The sequence below is a fragment of the Candidatus Xianfuyuplasma coldseepsis genome (assembly GCF_014023125.1).
In the GTDB taxonomy this organism is placed as follows: Bacteria; Bacillota_I; Bacilli_A; order Izemoplasmatales; family Izemoplasmataceae; genus Xianfuyuplasma; species Xianfuyuplasma coldseepsis.
On record NZ_CP048914.1, the window covers coordinates 1,516,744 to 1,533,018 of the forward strand.

Genomic DNA, 16,275 nt, shown 5'->3' on the forward strand with positions numbered 1-16,275 from the left:
CGATATATCGAGAGCCGATATAAAAGGAGGAATACGATGACAACGAAAATCCTAAAACTTACACCACTCACAGAAGCTACTTATTATACTTTACTTGCACTAAATGAGCCATTGCACGGATATGGAATCATCAAAAAAGTGGAGGAAATGACATCGGGTAGACTCATATTAGCTGCGGGTACGTTATATGGTGTGTTGACAAGTTTGCAGAAGTATCAGTTAATTGAATTAGATCATGAAGAAGAAGACAATAAAAAAAAGAAGGTCTATCGAATAACGCCACTCGGACGTGATTTATTAGACTATGAACTACGGCGACTTGAAGAAATGGTCGCGAATGGAAAACGAGGTGTATCAAAATGAAAAAAGTTGTTCGCAAATTGTATTTTGCATGGCAGATTGAGGAGGAACGAGCATTTCTTGAAGACATGGCGAAACAAGGATGGTTTTTAGATAAGGTTCGGTTAGGGAAGTACGAGTTTTACCAGAGTGAACCCAAAGACGTAATCTATGATATGGATTTTCAAATTGTGAATAAAAAGACCATTGATGATTATTTAAGTCTTACAGAAGACTGGGAACTAGCGGATAATTATGGCGCTTGGTTTTATTTCTATAAAGAACGAGTAGCGGGGGAATCTGAATCGCTCTATAGTGATAATGATTCTAAACGACAAATGTTTGGCCGATTACTCGCATTTTTGGGGATTGTTGGATTACCGTTATACATCAATATTTTTGTGATCTTTCCTAGTCAAGCACCAGAAGACATGCAACCTTTTACGTTTTATTATTTCTTCCGAATCATCACCGTGATATTTATCATTCTTCATGGATTATCGGTGTTACATGTAGTTCATAGTTATCGTAAGTATCGCAATCATATTTCACAATAAAAGGCAGCTGAGCTGCCTTTTTACATGTTATAAAAGAGGGTTTTAACCAAACGCGGGATGTCATGGTTGCTAATCCCTGAATAAGGGAAGATGACGCTGTTTGAATGTTGAATAATCTCGTACTGTAAATGGTGACGATCACAGTTTTTTATGAAGGTGTTCATATGTTTTTTGGTGGTAAAATCTAGTACAACGTGGAGATTGCTGTCCGTACCTCGAATGCCAAATGATTTGTGGCGATTATGCTTATTAAGAGCTTGTTTCATGATTTCATTTTTCTCTTTATACAAGTTGTACAGTTTTTTGGTGTGACGTTGAAATAGTCCTTCTTTCATAAACTGTGCAAGCGATAATTGTTCGAGTTTGGATACCCCTTGACTGAAATCATTGTAGCGTTCTTTGTAGATGTTGTATAGCGAGATGGGAAGGACCATATAACTAACACGGATGGACGGGATGATGGATTTACTAAACGAACCAATGTAGATGACCCGTTCGCCGTTATCATAACTGTGTATCGATGGAACACTGTAACTGTTATAACGGATGAAGAAATTGTAATCATCTTCGATAATGTACGAATCATTACGATGTGCCCATGTGATTATCTTGTTCCGTTCTTGGGCCTTTAATACCTCACCTGTGGGGTAGATATTGCTAGGGGAAATATATAAGAAATCAGCTTTTAAACGTGCAATTTCAGTTGTTGATTGCCGTGGTTTTAAGGTATAACCAAAACTACGGAAAATATTCATTGCTTTCTTAAACTCTGGTGCGAGATAGGTCACCGTCTTCTTATGGGTAATGCTCAGTAAGATTTGTAGTAATGACTGAATCCCTGGACCTATAATGATTTGATTGACATCGCATTTTACATCGCGTTCTTTCAAAATATACTTCCTGATTTCTTCACGTAAAGGTTCTTCTCCGCGAGGATCAAGATTGGTGAACAGTAAATCACTTTGATAGTTAAATACTTTGTTTACGGTGGCTTTATACGATTTGATGTCAAATAAATCAGTTGTCAGTTTGTTGTTTTCCTTTACGGGGTGTTCAATGGGATCGACATAAGGATGAAATTTACCCTTGTCAAGATTATGAACATCCATAACAATAAACCCACTTCTTGGAACGCTTTTGATATAGCCTTCGACAACGAGTTGATTGTAGGCTTTTTCAACAGTAGTTGTGGAAATGTCCATTCGTTTTGACAACGAACGTATACTCTCCAATTTATTATTTTTCTTCAGTTCGTTATGAATAATCTTGTCTTTTATATCTTCATATAACGCTTGATATAAGGGAATGTTTATCGATGACATGTGACCACCTCTATATTTTCATTATTTTATTTTTTATAATATGCACACTTCTATTATAATACGAAATCATAGATTCTAAAAGGACGAATAAAAAAACCACCATTCGGTGGTTTATTGTTGACACATGTCAATAAAATATTGATGGATGGATGTATCGGTTGTTAATTCGGGATGAAATGCAGTTGCTAATTGATTGTGTTCACGTACGGCAACGATTTTATCGTTCACGATAGATAGGACTTCAACCGTATCACCATATTCGGTTACATGTGGAGCACGGATGAACACGAATGGTACATTCTGGGTTGAAGCGAACGTTCCCGTCGTGCGGAAACTACCTAGTTGTCGTCCGTAGGCGTTTTTCTTTACCGCGATGTTCATTGTTCCAAGAAAGTCAGAATGATAATTATCAACCGTTTTGGCCAATAACAGCATTCCGGCACATGTGCCAAAGGTCGGTAGACCATTTTGGATAAGTTCTTTTATGGTTGTTGTCATATCAAGATCGTTTAACAATTTAAACATGGTGGTGCTTTCACCACCTGGTAAAATGATACCATCCATTGGTAATAATAAGTCTTTTTTCTGTCGTATCTCAAAGGAATCAACACCAAGTCGATGAAGCATCTTCGTATGTTCGATGAAGGCTCCTTGCAAGGCGAGGATACCGATGGTTGGTTTATTCGCCACGATTCCGCATCAACAATGCAATTTCTTCTTCGTTAATGCCCACCATTGCTTCACCAAGGCCTTCAGAAACGGTTGCTAACAATGTGGCATCTGTATAGTTTGTAACGGCTTGTACAATGGCTTTTGCACGTTGTGCTGGATTTCCTGATTTAAAGATTCCTGATCCCACAAAGACACCTTCTGCACCGAGTTGCATCATCAGTGCCGCATCGGCAGGAGTTGCCACTCCACCGGCAGCAAAATTAACGACAGGTAATGTGCCATGTTCGTGAACATATAATAATAAATCATAAGGGACTTGTAGTTCTTTGGCTTTATCAAATAATTCATCTTGACGTAATCCTTTTACTGCGCGCATTTGCGATTGTATTAATCGCATGTGGGTTACTGCTTGGACAACGTCTCCAGTTCCAGGTTCGCCTTTGGTACGGATCATGGCAGCACCTTCATTGATACGACGGAGTGCTTCTCCTAAGTTTTTTGCACCACAGACAAAGGGAACTTTGAAAGCAGTTTTATCAATATGGTATTGATTGTCTGCTGGAGATAGCACTTCAGATTCATCGATGTAATCGATTTCTAAGGCTTCTAATATTTGTGCTTCTACAAAATGACCGATACGAACTTTTGCCATTACGGGGATGGTGACGGCTTCTTGGATCTCTTTGATTAGTTTTGGATCACTCATGCGTGATACGCCACCAGCAGCGCGGATATCCGCAGGAATGCGCTCTAAGGCCATTACGGCACAAGCACCAGCTTCTTCCGCAATTTTTGCTTGTTCTGCATTGGTGACATCCATGATGACACCACCTTTTAACATTTGAGCTAATTCTTTATTTAATTGATAACGTTCTTGTTGCATCATAATACCTCCTACTATTCAGTTTTGCACCTATATTATATACCCAAATTGACTGGTGATAAAGATACAGATTTTAATGATTTAAAGTGGTCACATACTAGTGTCAATATAGAACGAGGACTTTTTGCTAGGTCTGGATAAAACGTCTATGGTACAATGGAAGTAGATGATGCGAAGGATGTGATTGTATGTGCGGACGGTTCGTTGTTAGTTATACCTATGATGAATTGGTATCTTTCTTGCAAGGGGCATTTGATATCCAGGAAGTCGATTTGATTGATTGGGAACCTCGCTATAATGTTGCTCCGGGACAAGAGGTACTCAGTGTTATTCATGATGGCAAACAATATCGTGCGGGGACATTGCGCTGGGGCTTTGTACCATCTTGGAGCAAGGATTCTAATAGTGGTTATAAAATGATCAACGCACGAGGAGAAACGATAGATAAAAAGCCTTCCTTTAAAGAATCGTTTCAACAGAAGCGATGTGTTTTGCTTGCCGATGCTTTTTATGAGTGGAAACGAGTCGGATCGAGTAAACAACCGATGTGTATTCAAATGAATGATCAACGGATGTTTTTGCTAGCCGGTTTGTGGAGCCGAACGATACAAGAAGACGGTTCGGCACTATTTACAACGACCATCGTCACGACATCGAGCAACTCTTTAATGGAAGATGTTCATGATCGGATGCCTGCGATATTGAGTGTAGAAGATGCGATGACATGGCTGGATAGTAGTACACCAATAGGTGATGTTAAAGAATTAATCCATCCGTATGATAGTGATCAAATGATGATGTATCCTGTTAGTACAATGGTAAATAGTGTGAAGAATGATTCGATAGAATGTATGATTCCATTACAAAAATAAAACCAGATTCTTGGAATCTGGTTATTGTTTAACACCTTTTACGTATATTTGTTTGTCAACGATGGTATTGCACCCATCAATTAATCCTTTGAAACTCTCGAAATAGTGTTTGTATCCACCGTCGCAAGAACCGATAATGGTTACGTTTTTATCATGGAAGACATGTTCTTTAAGAAATGTGCGCATGAATGCATTGACACGACCGGCCCATACGGGGGATATTAAGATGATATGATCGTATTTTTTAAAATCGATGTCGAGCGGTTGATAGGCAACTTCTTTGTTGGATACTGTTAAAAAACCGTATAATAATAACTGGAATGGGTACCATTTTGGTGGTGTTTTTGCAGGTTTTATCTCAAATACATCACCCTCAAATGCTTTGGCAATGGTGAGGCTTCGTTTATGTTTGCTGAGTGAGTGGACAATAATGGCGTTCATAGTTTCCCTCCTGTTCTATTTTGATTATAGCAAATATGATGCTTTCCGTATACATTTTTTAGATTTTTGGTATAATACTTTTATTGGACGTGATACAATGAATAACTTTTATGATTATACCCTTGATGGATTAACCGAAGAATTGTTGAAGCATGGTTTTAAAGCGTTTAATGCGAAGCAGTTGTTCGATTGGGTATACAAGAAACGAGTACAAGACAATGATAAGATGACAAACCTGAGTAAGACATTACGTCAGTTTTTAAACAAGCATATGTGGTTTTCGGAGGTAGTCGTCAACCAGCATCAAGTTAGTCATGATGGGACGGAAAAATTCTTGTTTGAACTCGACGATGGAAACATAATTGAAACAGTGCTAATGCGTCATAATTATGGCAATAGTGTCTGTGTCACAACGCAACTTGGGTGCAATATTGGCTGTACGTTTTGTGCATCGGGTTTGCAGAAGAAAAAACGCGATTTAACGGCAGGTGAAATTGTTGCTCAAGTAGTGAAGGTGCAAGATGTTTCGCAAGAGCGTGTTAGTCATGTTGTCGTTATGGGTATTGGTGAACCGTTTGATAATTATGAGAATACCATGGCTTTCATCGATATTATTAATAGCCCCCATGGGCTTGAAATTGGGGCAAGACATATCACGGTATCAACGAGTGGTATTGTCCCGAAAATTAGACAGTTTAGTAATGAACCCAAACAAGTAAATTTGGCGATTAGTTTGCATGCATCCAACGATAATATGCGCACTAGTATCATGAAAATCAATAAAGTGTATCCGCTTGTAGATGTGATTGAAGCAGCGAAAGAATATGTCGAAAAAACCAATCGTCGAATAACATTTGAATACATATTATTACAAGGTGTCAATGATCAACTGTGGCATGCGGATGAGTTGGTTCAGTTGCTTCGGGGGATGAACTGTTATGTGAATTTAATTCGGTATAATCCCGTGGATGAATTCTCCTATCAAGGAACGGAAGAAGCGGTTGCAAGAGCGTTTCATAAACGACTGATGGATCAGGGCATAACGGCAACGTTACGACATGAAAAGGGTGGCGACATCGATGCTGCATGTGGCCAATTACGCAGTAAAAAATTAACGAGAATCGAGTAGATTCTCGTTTTTGTTTGCGTTAGAGAGGAAAATGATATATAATATGAGTGAACTCATATAAGTACACTCATTTTGAAAGGAGGAACCATGGCTAGAATATCAAAAGAAGATCAAGCACGCATCCGTAATGACATTTTAGAAGTAGCAAGTGTGAAGTTTCAGGAAGCAGGATTTGAACATGTATCGACCAAAGCAATTGCGAAAGAAGTTGGGATTGCAGAGGGAACATTGTTTAATTACTTTGATTCGAAGACGCATTTGTTCCTAGAAGTGTTCAGTGAACAGTTTATCCTTGAGAATGGAACACTTACGTTTGATGTCAATTTGGATGAACATCTTGTCGATGCGATTATGAAACATTTGGAAAAACTAATGAAGATGATGTTGCGTTTACCCAAACCAATTTTAACCGAGTTGATGATGGCATCGGTTCGGATGGCGAAAAAGCATCCGAAACAGTTCAAACGGTTTGCTGAGTTAGACTTTAAGTACATTGAAGAGATGGAACAATTTTTGACGAGATTACAAACACATCATGTCATTAAAGAGGTGAATCCCCGACTGTTAAGTGAGATGATTTATGGTGTTGTTATGTATGAATTCTTAATCTATCTATACGAGAAAGAAGTAACAAAAGATGATATGAAACACAATATACGAACGAAACTAGACCTCTTATTACAGGGGTATTGCCAAGGAGGAGAACATGGGAATTAAATTGGAACAAGTTACAAAAATCTATACGACTGGTGAAGTGGAAACCGTCGCGTTGAAAGATGTCGATTTAACTATTAATGATGGCGAAGTAATTGTCTTATTAGGCCCTTCAGGAAGTGGGAAAAGCACACTGTTAAATGTATGTAGTGGACTAGATAATCCTACGAGTGGAACGATTACCATTGATAACGATGTGATTAGTTCGATGAACAGCAAGCAACTGACAAAGTTTCGACGGAATAATTTAGGCTTTATCTTTCAACAATATAATTTATTACAAACATTAAGCGTTCGTGAAAATGTCGAAGTGGGACGGGAAGTATCCCAAGATCCGTTTACGGTAGAAGAAATTGTTGAACAAGTGGGGTTGACACCGAATATTGATAAGTATCCCTATCAGCTAAGTGGTGGGGAACAACAACGGGTGAGTATCGCACGGGCAGTGGTTAAAAAACCAAAAATCATGTTTTGTGACGAACCGACAGGAGCTCTTGATGAAGACAATGCCAAAGAGATTTTAAGTGTGATCCAGCAACTAAACGAAACCTTTCAAACAACCGTGGTATTGATTACGCATAATCCCAATATTGGTGTCATCGCTGATCGCATTGTCAAACTAAATAGCGGTCAGGTCGTTGAGGTGATAACCAATGCGAACAAAAAACGTGCCAGCGATATTGTTTGGGGTTAATCATGTTATTTCGTAACGTACTTCGAACGTTAAAAAAACAATATGTTCAATTACTGTTACTAGGGATCATGATTACCCTTAGTAGCTTTATCTATACCACAATGGATTATGGTGTAACAGGGATTCAAGATGCGACAGAGGCGTATTTTGATGATAAGAATCAAGAAGCCTTTGCCATATCAATGGCGGATTTATTATTAGAGGATGAATTTACCTATGTCATAGGAACTTGCGGTGTAACGCAAGAACTCTATACATTAAGCGCCTTAGAACAAGTCAATGCTGATTGTTTTTATGATATTATCAACCAACGGAAGCAATTGATTCTACATGAGTACAGCGGAATTACCATCGAATTACGGGAGTATAAAAATGTCTTTTATGACTTACAAGGGGACTCGCACCGATTACGGGTCTTAAAGGATTCTCAAGAGATTAATCTGTCCTATATCGTAAAAGGGACAAAACCAACAAACAACGACGACATTGCCATCTCTGAAATCTATGCATCATTAAATAATCTAGAGATTGGTGATTCGTTTACTCTAAATGATACGACCTATACGATTACCGGATTTGTACTCTTTCCCGACTATTCGTTAGCGCTTCTATCCAATGACTTTATTTTTGATAATCAGACACAGACAATTGCCTTGATGACGGATCAGGGGTTTGAACAATTATCCGAGTACGTTGGATTTGATTGGATGGGTGCGTATCAAGCAGGAATGACGGATCAAGAATTTACCGATACCGTGATCAAAGATTATCCTGGTAATGACAATTTGCCATTCATCACTAGTATTGTTTTAACGGTGAATAATATGCGAAGTGGAGCAATCTATGGTGAAATCGAAGGGGGCCAAGTGATGGGCCTCGGGTTATCGATTTTAATTGCTTCCATTGCAATCTTAATTGTTGGTATCATGGTGTCGAAAGTATTGCAGTCGCAACGAGGACCAATCGGGATATTGAAATCGATGGGGTATACGAATACCCAAATAGCGAAACCCTATATCTTCTTTATTGGGATGTTATCATTGCCAGCCATTTTAATGGGGTACTACCTCGGTACCTTGGGTGCTGAACCCTTACGAAACATGTATCTACTGTTTTATTTATTACCAAGTGAACCAATCGAGTTAAATCTTGTAACATTTATGATTGCTGTACTTGTTCCACTGGGATTTATTATGTTGGTCGGGTATCTTGTTATTAAACAAATCCTCAGTAAAAAACCGGTAGAACTCTTAAATCCACAAATATCCAAGAGTGCTAGTTTCATCACAAAGAGGGTTTCCCCACTACTGAAACGACTCAACATCATTCATAAAATTCAAAGTATATTATTGTTTCGCAACTTTGTAAAATTACTGGTCTTTGTGATGGGGATGTTTTATGCGGCATTTCTCATTTATCTAAGTTTGAGTATGATTGGTATCTTTGATCGCTCCATTAATACCTATTATGACAACACCCATCACAATTATATTGGCTATTGTGATTATGTGACGCCTTGTCTCGAGGCAGAGGGGACACAAGAAGAGGTCATTGAATTACCGAGTGTACTCGTCGATCAGGAAGATGCTTATCTCGTTGGATTGTCACCGGAATCTAGTCTTCATCCATTACTCAATAAGAAGGGTGAGACGATTACTTCAGACATCGAAGATGGACTTGTCATTTCCGAATCCTTACGACTACTGGGTGGATTCAAGGTTGGAGACGAGATTGATGTGGAGATTGCTGGTGAAACATTATCGACAACAATCATCAATGTTTCGTACGAATATACTGGAAAAGCTTATATCGATAAGACTACATTATCAAACTTGCTAACAGATAATACAGACACTGATTTTTACAATGCGATATACTCAGAAGAGGAACTTCATGACAACGATTTCCTCATCGTTGTCAGCAATCAAGATGTCGTTGATCAATCACAAAGCATGTCAAATATGATGAACATGATAACCTATATATTAACGGGTGTTTCATTTATCTTAGGAGCAATTATTGTCTATATTCTAACTGTGATGACCATTGAAGATAATTTCTACAATATCTCGTTATTTAAAGTGATTGGCTATAATAAACAAGAAATCAACAAAATGATTCTTGGCGGCTATTTTATATACGGTTTTGGTATCTTTGTTGTGACAATACCAATCGCCATTCTTGCGTTTTCACTCATGGAACGACTCATGGCACAAGTATACAGTGTCATCATGCCCTTTGACGTTCAGTTGTGGCATATCTTTGTCGGTGTTGGACTATATGTGATTATTTTTTACATCGGTGCCATTGTCGCGAAACGTCATTTGGATAAAATCAGCTTACAGGAAGCGATGAAAATGTATCAAGTATAAAAAACTACCATTTGGTAGTTTTTTTTGTTGTATCCATTCCGAAAAATGATACAATTATATTGTTTAGAAAACGAGGTCATACAATGAGAAATATTGCACGGGTTGTCTTGATCACAGCAGGCCTTATTTGGGGGTTTGGATTTATTGGAAACAAATACATATTGGACAGTGGTTGGACGGATGTTCAATTGCTTTTTGTGCGGTTTGTTTCAGCTTTTGTATTTATTACATTGTTTTACTTCAAGCGAATTATAAAAGCAAATCGTGTTGTTATAAAACAGGGATTAATTCTCGGTGTATTTTTGTTCTTTGGATTTTTCTTTCAAACCTGGGGTTTGGAATATACAACGGCTTCCAATAATGCGATTATCACTGCGGGATACATTGTAATCTTACCCCTGATTGTCTATCTCTTTGATCGAATAAAAGTACCGCGTAACACCATTATGGCAGCGCTAATTACGATGGCTGGGATTGTCATTATATCGGTTGATTTTACCGAGTTCACCATTGGAATCGGAGATGTATTAACCTTTTTAGGTGCGGTATTTTGGGCGATTCACATCTTTATATTAGGACATCAAACGAAAAAGCATGATTTGTTTGTCTTGCTTGCGGTTCAATTGTTTGTCTTTTCTGTGTTTATCACAACCATCATGATTCTTGGTGATGGATTTCCAACCATAGCTCGGGGATATGACGATCGATTTAACTTATATGGTGTTGGATTATTACTCGGTTTTACGGCATCTTTCTTAGCGTTCACAATGCAAGCGTTTGGACAAAAGTATACGAATCCGACGGAGGCGGCAATCCTAATATCGACAGAAAGTGTGTTTGGTCCGATATTTGCCATGTTGTTTTACAGTGAACCGTTCTCAATTACGCTTCTCATTGGAATGATTTTGGTCTTCGGAGGCATTGTACTCAGTGAAACAGGTGGTAATCTATTCAAACAACGAAACAAAACAAAACAAGCAGGATGACATCCTGCTTTTTGATTGCGTATTGATTGGTGGAATCGTCATGTTTTAGTACAATATGAATGTGGTTAATTGTGAATCCTTGTGAAAGGAGAACTCAATGAAAAAGAAATTTGAATTAGGGATTACAACATTCGCAGAAGTTGTACCAAATCCCAAAACCAACAAAACGATATCGTATGATGAGCGAATTCGTGATGTTGTGGAAGAAATTGAACTAGCCGATCGTTTAGGATTGGATTATTTCGGTGTTGGTGAACATCATCGGAAAGATTTTGCTGCAAGTGCACCTCATATGATTTTAGCAGCTGCGGCAAGAAATACCAAGAATATTATCCTTGGTAGTGCGGTGACGGTTCTTAGTAGTGAGGATCCAGTTCGCGTGTACCAAAATTTCGCCACCTTAAATGCCTTGTCCAACGGACGAGCAGAAATTATGGCTGGACGTGGATCGTTTATCGAATCGTTTCCGTTGTTTGGATTTGATTTGAAAGATTATGATCAACTGTACGATGAGAAGTTACGCCTGTTATTGCAAATTCGTGATCAAGAGATTGTGTCGTATGATGGCGAGATGCGCTCATCGATAGATAACCTTGGTGTATATCCCCGAACAGAACAACCGCTTCGGATTAGCGTTGCGGTCGGTGGCACGAGAAGTAGTGTTATTCGCGCTGCAAAATTAGGACTGCCATTGTTTATTGCGATTATTGGTGGGGAACCACTTCGGTTTAAACCGTTAATTGACTTGTATAAAGAAGTGTATATCGAGTCAGGTCATCCAAAAGATGAGATGTTTATTAGTATTCATTCCCACGGATATATTGATATGGATCAAGATAAAGCTGTTGAAGACTTTTTCCCGTCCATTGAACCAATGATGAGTAAAATTGGTCGTGAGCGCGGATGGGGTCCCTATACAAAACGAACATATGAACATGCGATTAGTATGGCGGGAGCGCTTTATGTTGGTACGCCAGAATATGTTGCAAGAAAGATATCTTTATTGAAAAATCAATTGGGTGTGAATCGCTTTGCGCTTCATGTACCAATTGGATTCATGGAACATGAGAAAGTCCTGCAAACGATTGAATTGTTTGCGACAAAAGTTCGACCATTAATACAATAAAACGAGTGAATTTCACTCGTTTTTTTGTATTGGTAGTTCATAATATTTCATGGTTTCGCCCCATATGTCAATGGTCTTTTGATAGATATATCCAATTTTCTCTAGTACACGCTGACTAGCGATGTTGCGAATATCTGCTAGTCCGACAAGGGTGGTGAAATCAAATGTTGATGCGACTTGTTTCATCATCAAAGCGGCTTCGGTTGCGTAACCATACCCAAAGTAATCAGGATGCAGAATATACTTAATTTCGTTGGTATTGAATTCGGGAACGAAGTTGCATCCACAGTATCCGATAATACGTAAATCATTGTGAAGTCGAATGGCATAAACAACATGTCTTTTGTCGATGGAAAAACTATTTATAAAATAGTTCAACCACTTGTGAACTTGCTCTTCTGTGTAGGGTTTACCTCCTGGTAAATACTGACATGTTTGTTGGTTGGATAATATCCGATATAAGTCTTCAAAATCATGCGCGTTAAATGGTTGAAATGTTAAGCGTTTTGATTGCAAAGTGGTTAGATCCATGTGATACCTCCCTTGTTGATAGCTTCATTATACGACATATGAGAGGATAATGTAATGGACAACTTTACTGTTTATGTCGTTTTCAGTGATTGTTGCTTGTATTGTTTATGTCGGTTACTTTGAATGGACGTAATGAAGCGCATCGTAAAGTAGAATCCGAACAATGCGATATACAATAGCTGATTTTCATTGGCGATTAGGATGACATGCAGTCCAACGAGGAGAAAGAACACATAAGCAGTTTTGTGCAGTGTTTTCCAGGTTTTATACGACATTTTACGTCGTACTTTTTGGAAACTGGTGATGAATAAAGGAATCATCATCAGGTACGCCAACAGTCCTAGAAGAAACGATAATGTCACCGATCCATACAATAACTCCATAAGGTAATATTCGACGTATCCAAATGCGTGAGGAAACATTAAAATGCTACCGATTATGGCTAGTTCGGCACGAACAGTAAATAGTTTTTTGCGAACAGTATTACGTTCCAAAAGACCACTGAATAGAACAACGATAAAGAACGCAATGGGGACATATCCGAGATTGACAATGTTTGGAACTTCTCTTGTGGTAAACAACACAACGACAATCGCCATTGCGTAAAGTGTTGTATTGTGTTTGTGAATCTCTTTTGAGAACAAGATGGACACAATAAAAAGGATAATCGTACTATACAATATAACAATCATTAATCATCATCCTCCCATTCCCACTCCCATTCGTCTTCTTGTTCCTCATAATCGTCATCATCATAATCATCATCATAAAATAGTGTCGAAACTCCAGCCAAACTATTAAGGGAAAATGACGAGGATATCGAAGATGAGGCAACTCCATCAATTCTTGTTTCAAGTGTACTAGCTCCGGCGATAGAGTCGACACCCAGTGGCGTCGAGGTATCCGTTGTTAACATCGTAAAACCTGTTAATACTAATAAAAATCCGAAAACAATGACGGTTTTCATGCAAACCAACTCCTTCGTATACAAATATATACAACGAGATGAATTGTTATTCTCCTTTAAATTAGAAATAATCTAAAAAATAAAAAAAGACCTTAAAAATGGTCTTTTTTAGCGTAACGTTACATGTTCTTTTAAGGTTGCTTCAATGTGTTCACGCAGCGCTTGATGTTGTTCTCTTCCGTGTAGGGCGAAGTATAGAGAACGAAGGATATTGCGGACATTGTTTTTTATATAATATGCTGCGGGATACGTTGTTGGTTTCGTATAAGATCCTAGTTGCGAAATCCAACTTTTCCAATACTCTTCTTCAAGTATGTTTGCATCTAGTGCATTCATAATGGCTACTACCATTCGTTCATCTTCATCATGTGAAAAGTAGTAGTGATTGATTTTAAACTTATTTTGAATGGCATTTAGCATGGATTTAAAAATCGTTTCGTTGAAGTCTTCTACTTTAAACAATTGTGCGAATAAATCCGCACTATGAGCGATGCTGTGCATGAACCCAACCGTCTCATTGTAACCATCTAAAATTGTTTCTTGTTGGAAGTAACTCATAAATGCGGTGGATAGTTGTTTGATGTATTTGACTGGGATGATGTGATCGCGGTTGTGAACGTGAACTAAAATAACCAATTGCAAAACGGTGAATGAACGAATCAAGACACTGTATTCGATAATGTTGTCGAGATCAAATAGAAGATATTCAGGTCCAATTAGCTTGTCTAAAACTGCTGTAAGTTCGTCTTCTGTTAAGTGTTTGTCGTGTAATAGATGAGCGAGAGCGGGATAGACGAGTTCGTCACGTATCTGTGGGTCTTTAATGCCAATGTCTTCCAGTAGATCCAATACTAATTCGAATTTGTTGACATCTTTGAACGCGTACCCAGATTGTTTTTGATCCTTTAAGAATTGTAATTGTTTTTCTTCCATAATGCACCTCCATACCTATTATATATAAGAAATGGAATCAACTCTACTGTTTCTTGAAAAAAACAAAAAAGAATACTTGGGTAGGTATTCTTTTTTGTTTGTGTATGATAAATATGATGTTAAGCAATTTGGAGAGAAGAGAATAGTTCTTTGAAGACGGCTTTTTCGAAGGCGGAATCACGATTCAGTTCGACTTTGTTTAGATATCCTTCGGAATGATGCGATGCATGTTCAACGATTTTCCCATCAATGCTTATTAAAATGTCGTAATCGAACCAGTAATGGTTGTCATCTTCGTATAAGAAGTGCAGTTGCATTGAATTGTCATCCTCGTAGTTGACTTGTAGTTTGGCTAATTTTCCATTGAGAAAATCAGTGGTTATTTTTGATAGACGGCTGTATTTTTCCATGATTTCACCTTCTCTACTTTGGATTCAATTTCTTGTGCTTCCCCAGCTTTAAAATATGCTAGTTTTACTAGTACGGGTCCTGTTAGAGCGAATACGAGAACAGCAGCAAGAACAACGTTTTGAATAATCGATGCGGCTTCAATATTTACCGCAGAAACAGTATTGTATGTGGCGATAGAGAGACCGATTGCAACACCTGATTGTGGCAATAATCCAATCCCTAAGTATTTTTTTACAACCGAACCAGATTTTACCATTGTCGCACCTAGGAATGCACCGGCAAACTTACCAACTACTCGACCGAGAATATAAACAATTCCGACAAGTCCGGCAGCGAAAACAACATCGAATTGCAGTTGTGCGCCAGCTAATGTGAAGAAGGTGATCATGATTGGTGGGACAAAGAATCGAATGGTCTCTTCTTCCAGAATATAACACTCTTTATTAATCAAGTTGGTGACAACGGTACCTGCAAGCATTGGTGTTAGAATCGGTGAAGCTCCAAAGAGAAGTGCGGCTCCAGTTGTGAGGAATACCGTGATAACAACAACATTTAGGCTTTTTTCTTTGCGATCAGAACCGCTAGAAATATTTCGTACGGCAAAGCCACTGATAAGTCCAATTGCGATACCCAGTACTGCGCTGATACCAATTTCAATCAATGGTTCTCGAAGTAAATGCAAGATGTTTACTTCGCTTGTATCGGTGCCAAGAAGACTCATACTGATCGAAAGAAGTAGACCAAACAAGATAACACCTACTGCATCATCCAATCCAACAACTGGTAAAATTGTATCCGTAAGCTCGCCTTTTGTACGATACTTTTTGTTCAGCATCATGATTTCAGCGGGACTAGTAGCCGCTGCAATTGCCCCTAAAATTAGTGCGATTGGTAAATCAACGAAGAACTGTAACGCAAAGATGACAAGTCCAGTTGTTGCAACGGCTTGAACAATCGTAATGATTACAATTTTAGTTCCTGATTTTCGTAATTTACCAAACCATAGTTCGTTCCCTACTTGAAACGCAATAAAACCAAGTGCAACATCGGTAATTATTGACACTTGATGAACGTCGTCAAGTGAAATAATACCTGTGATTGGACCAAGGAATAATCCGGCAACAAGGTATCCTGTAATAGCAGGGATTTTCATCATTTCAAACAAACGACCCATGAATAACCCGGCAAATATAATAATCCCGAGGTTGACAATCGCGTTTGCGAGATCGCCTGAAACGGCAGCATTTAATAACATCATATTTTATCACTCCATTATGTGTATGAATCACCTAAAACCCATTTAATAGATGATTCTGTCTCGTTGCA

The 16,275-nt window shown here is 38.4% G+C and carries 19 protein-coding genes; 9 read left to right on the plus strand and 10 right to left on the minus strand.

Annotated features, from left to right (window positions below; translation table 11 throughout):
• Nucleotides 1-36: 36 nt before the first annotated feature.
• Nucleotides 37-363 (plus strand): PadR family transcriptional regulator, encoded by a 327-nt coding sequence (locus G4Z02_RS07335; RefSeq protein WP_258877363.1) that lies wholly within the window; start codon nt 37-39, stop codon nt 361-363.
• Entirely contained in the window at nt 360-896 is a 537-nt protein-coding gene (locus G4Z02_RS07340; protein ID WP_258877364.1) for a DUF2812 domain-containing protein, read from the plus strand. Before G4Z02_RS07335 ends, G4Z02_RS07340 begins: the two co-directional genes overlap by 4 nt.
• Before the next feature lie 20 nt (nt 897-916).
• Here the strand turns inward: G4Z02_RS07340 and pdxR are convergent, their stop codons facing one another.
• The 3 genes from pdxR to pdxS all read right to left on the minus strand — a co-directional run bounded on the left by pdxR (nt 917) and on the right by pdxS (nt 3,773).
• The gene (gene pdxR / locus G4Z02_RS07345; protein ID WP_258877365.1) at nt 917-2,218 is read right to left on the minus strand and encodes a MocR-like pyridoxine biosynthesis transcription factor PdxR; all 1,302 of its coding nucleotides are present in this window, start codon (nt 2,216-2,218) and stop codon (nt 917-919) included.
• A 111-nt stretch (nt 2,219-2,329) separates the two neighbouring features.
• Nucleotides 2,330-2,845: a pyridoxal 5'-phosphate synthase glutaminase subunit PdxT gene (gene pdxT, locus G4Z02_RS07350; RefSeq protein ID WP_258878711.1), complete on the minus strand. Its 516-nt coding sequence runs from the start codon at nt 2,843-2,845 to the stop codon at nt 2,330-2,332.
• A 52-nt stretch (nt 2,846-2,897) separates the two neighbouring features.
• Complete coding sequence (pdxS, locus tag G4Z02_RS07355; protein ID WP_258878712.1) at nt 2,898-3,773, minus strand: pyridoxal 5'-phosphate synthase lyase subunit PdxS; 876 nt, start codon at nt 3,771-3,773, stop codon at nt 2,898-2,900.
• Nucleotides 3,774-3,961: 188 nt separating this feature from the next.
• On the opposite strand from pdxS, the gene G4Z02_RS07360 reads away from it, so the two are divergent.
• On the plus strand, nt 3,962-4,645 hold the full coding sequence (locus G4Z02_RS07360) for an SOS response-associated peptidase (RefSeq protein ID WP_258877366.1): 684 nt from the start codon (nt 3,962-3,964) through the stop codon (nt 4,643-4,645).
• 21 nt (nt 4,646-4,666) lie between these two features.
• On the opposite strand, the gene G4Z02_RS07365 is transcribed toward G4Z02_RS07360, so the two are convergent.
• Entirely contained in the window at nt 4,667-5,086 is a 420-nt protein-coding gene (locus G4Z02_RS07365) for a flavodoxin family protein (protein WP_258877367.1), read from the minus strand.
• A 97-nt stretch (nt 5,087-5,183) separates the two neighbouring features.
• Here G4Z02_RS07365 and rlmN point away from each other — a divergent pair, with 97 nt between their 5' ends.
• The 6 genes from rlmN to G4Z02_RS07395 all read left to right on the plus strand — a co-directional run bounded on the left by rlmN (nt 5,184) and on the right by G4Z02_RS07395 (nt 12,107).
• Complete coding sequence (gene rlmN / locus G4Z02_RS07370) at nt 5,184-6,215, plus strand: dual-specificity RNA methyltransferase RlmN (protein WP_258877368.1); 1,032 nt, start codon at nt 5,184-5,186, stop codon at nt 6,213-6,215.
• A gap of 87 nt (nt 6,216-6,302) precedes the next feature.
• Nucleotides 6,303-6,932, plus strand: coding sequence for a TetR/AcrR family transcriptional regulator (locus G4Z02_RS07375; RefSeq protein WP_258877369.1), 630 nt, complete (start codon nt 6,303-6,305; stop codon nt 6,930-6,932).
• Nucleotides 6,922-7,623, plus strand: a complete 702-nt coding sequence (locus G4Z02_RS07380; protein WP_258877370.1) for an ABC transporter ATP-binding protein — start codon at nt 6,922-6,924, stop codon at nt 7,621-7,623. Before G4Z02_RS07375 ends, G4Z02_RS07380 begins: the two co-directional genes overlap by 11 nt.
• A gap of 2 nt (nt 7,624-7,625) precedes the next feature.
• Nucleotides 7,626-9,995 carry an ABC transporter permease gene (locus tag G4Z02_RS07385; protein ID WP_258877371.1) on the plus strand — a complete coding sequence of 790 codons (2,370 nt, stop codon included), beginning with the start codon at nt 7,626-7,628 and terminating at the stop codon, nt 9,993-9,995.
• 83 nt (nt 9,996-10,078) lie between these two features.
• Nucleotides 10,079-10,981, plus strand: coding sequence for a DMT family transporter (locus tag G4Z02_RS07390; RefSeq protein ID WP_258877372.1), 903 nt, complete (start codon nt 10,079-10,081; stop codon nt 10,979-10,981).
• 97 nt (nt 10,982-11,078) lie between these two features.
• Nucleotides 11,079-12,107, plus strand: coding sequence for an LLM class flavin-dependent oxidoreductase (locus G4Z02_RS07395; protein WP_258877373.1), 1,029 nt, complete (start codon nt 11,079-11,081; stop codon nt 12,105-12,107).
• A gap of 12 nt (nt 12,108-12,119) precedes the next feature.
• On the opposite strand, the gene G4Z02_RS07400 is transcribed toward G4Z02_RS07395, so the two are convergent.
• The 6 genes from G4Z02_RS07400 to G4Z02_RS07425 all read right to left on the minus strand — a co-directional run bounded on the left by G4Z02_RS07400 (nt 12,120) and on the right by G4Z02_RS07425 (nt 16,207).
• Nucleotides 12,120-12,638: a GNAT family N-acetyltransferase gene (locus tag G4Z02_RS07400; RefSeq protein WP_258877374.1), complete on the minus strand. Its 519-nt coding sequence runs from the start codon at nt 12,636-12,638 to the stop codon at nt 12,120-12,122.
• Between the two features lie 71 nt (nt 12,639-12,709).
• On the minus strand, nt 12,710-13,330 hold the full coding sequence (locus G4Z02_RS07405) for a ferric reductase-like transmembrane domain-containing protein (protein ID WP_258877375.1): 621 nt from the start codon (nt 13,328-13,330) through the stop codon (nt 12,710-12,712).
• Nucleotides 13,330-13,605 (minus strand): hypothetical protein, encoded by a 276-nt coding sequence (locus G4Z02_RS07410; RefSeq protein ID WP_258877376.1) that lies wholly within the window; start codon nt 13,603-13,605, stop codon nt 13,330-13,332. Before G4Z02_RS07410 ends, G4Z02_RS07405 begins: the two co-directional genes overlap by 1 nt.
• A gap of 108 nt (nt 13,606-13,713) precedes the next feature.
• Nucleotides 13,714-14,538: a DUF2785 domain-containing protein gene (locus G4Z02_RS07415; RefSeq protein ID WP_258877377.1), complete on the minus strand. Its 825-nt coding sequence runs from the start codon at nt 14,536-14,538 to the stop codon at nt 13,714-13,716.
• 119 nt (nt 14,539-14,657) lie between these two features.
• Nucleotides 14,658-14,948, minus strand: a complete 291-nt coding sequence (locus G4Z02_RS07420) for a hypothetical protein (protein WP_258877378.1) — start codon at nt 14,946-14,948, stop codon at nt 14,658-14,660.
• Nucleotides 14,918-16,207 (minus strand): cation:proton antiporter, encoded by a 1,290-nt coding sequence (locus G4Z02_RS07425; RefSeq protein ID WP_258877379.1) that lies wholly within the window; start codon nt 16,205-16,207, stop codon nt 14,918-14,920. The genes G4Z02_RS07420 and G4Z02_RS07425 overlap by 31 nt, the downstream gene beginning before the upstream one ends.
• Nucleotides 16,208-16,275: the final 68 nt, after the last annotated feature.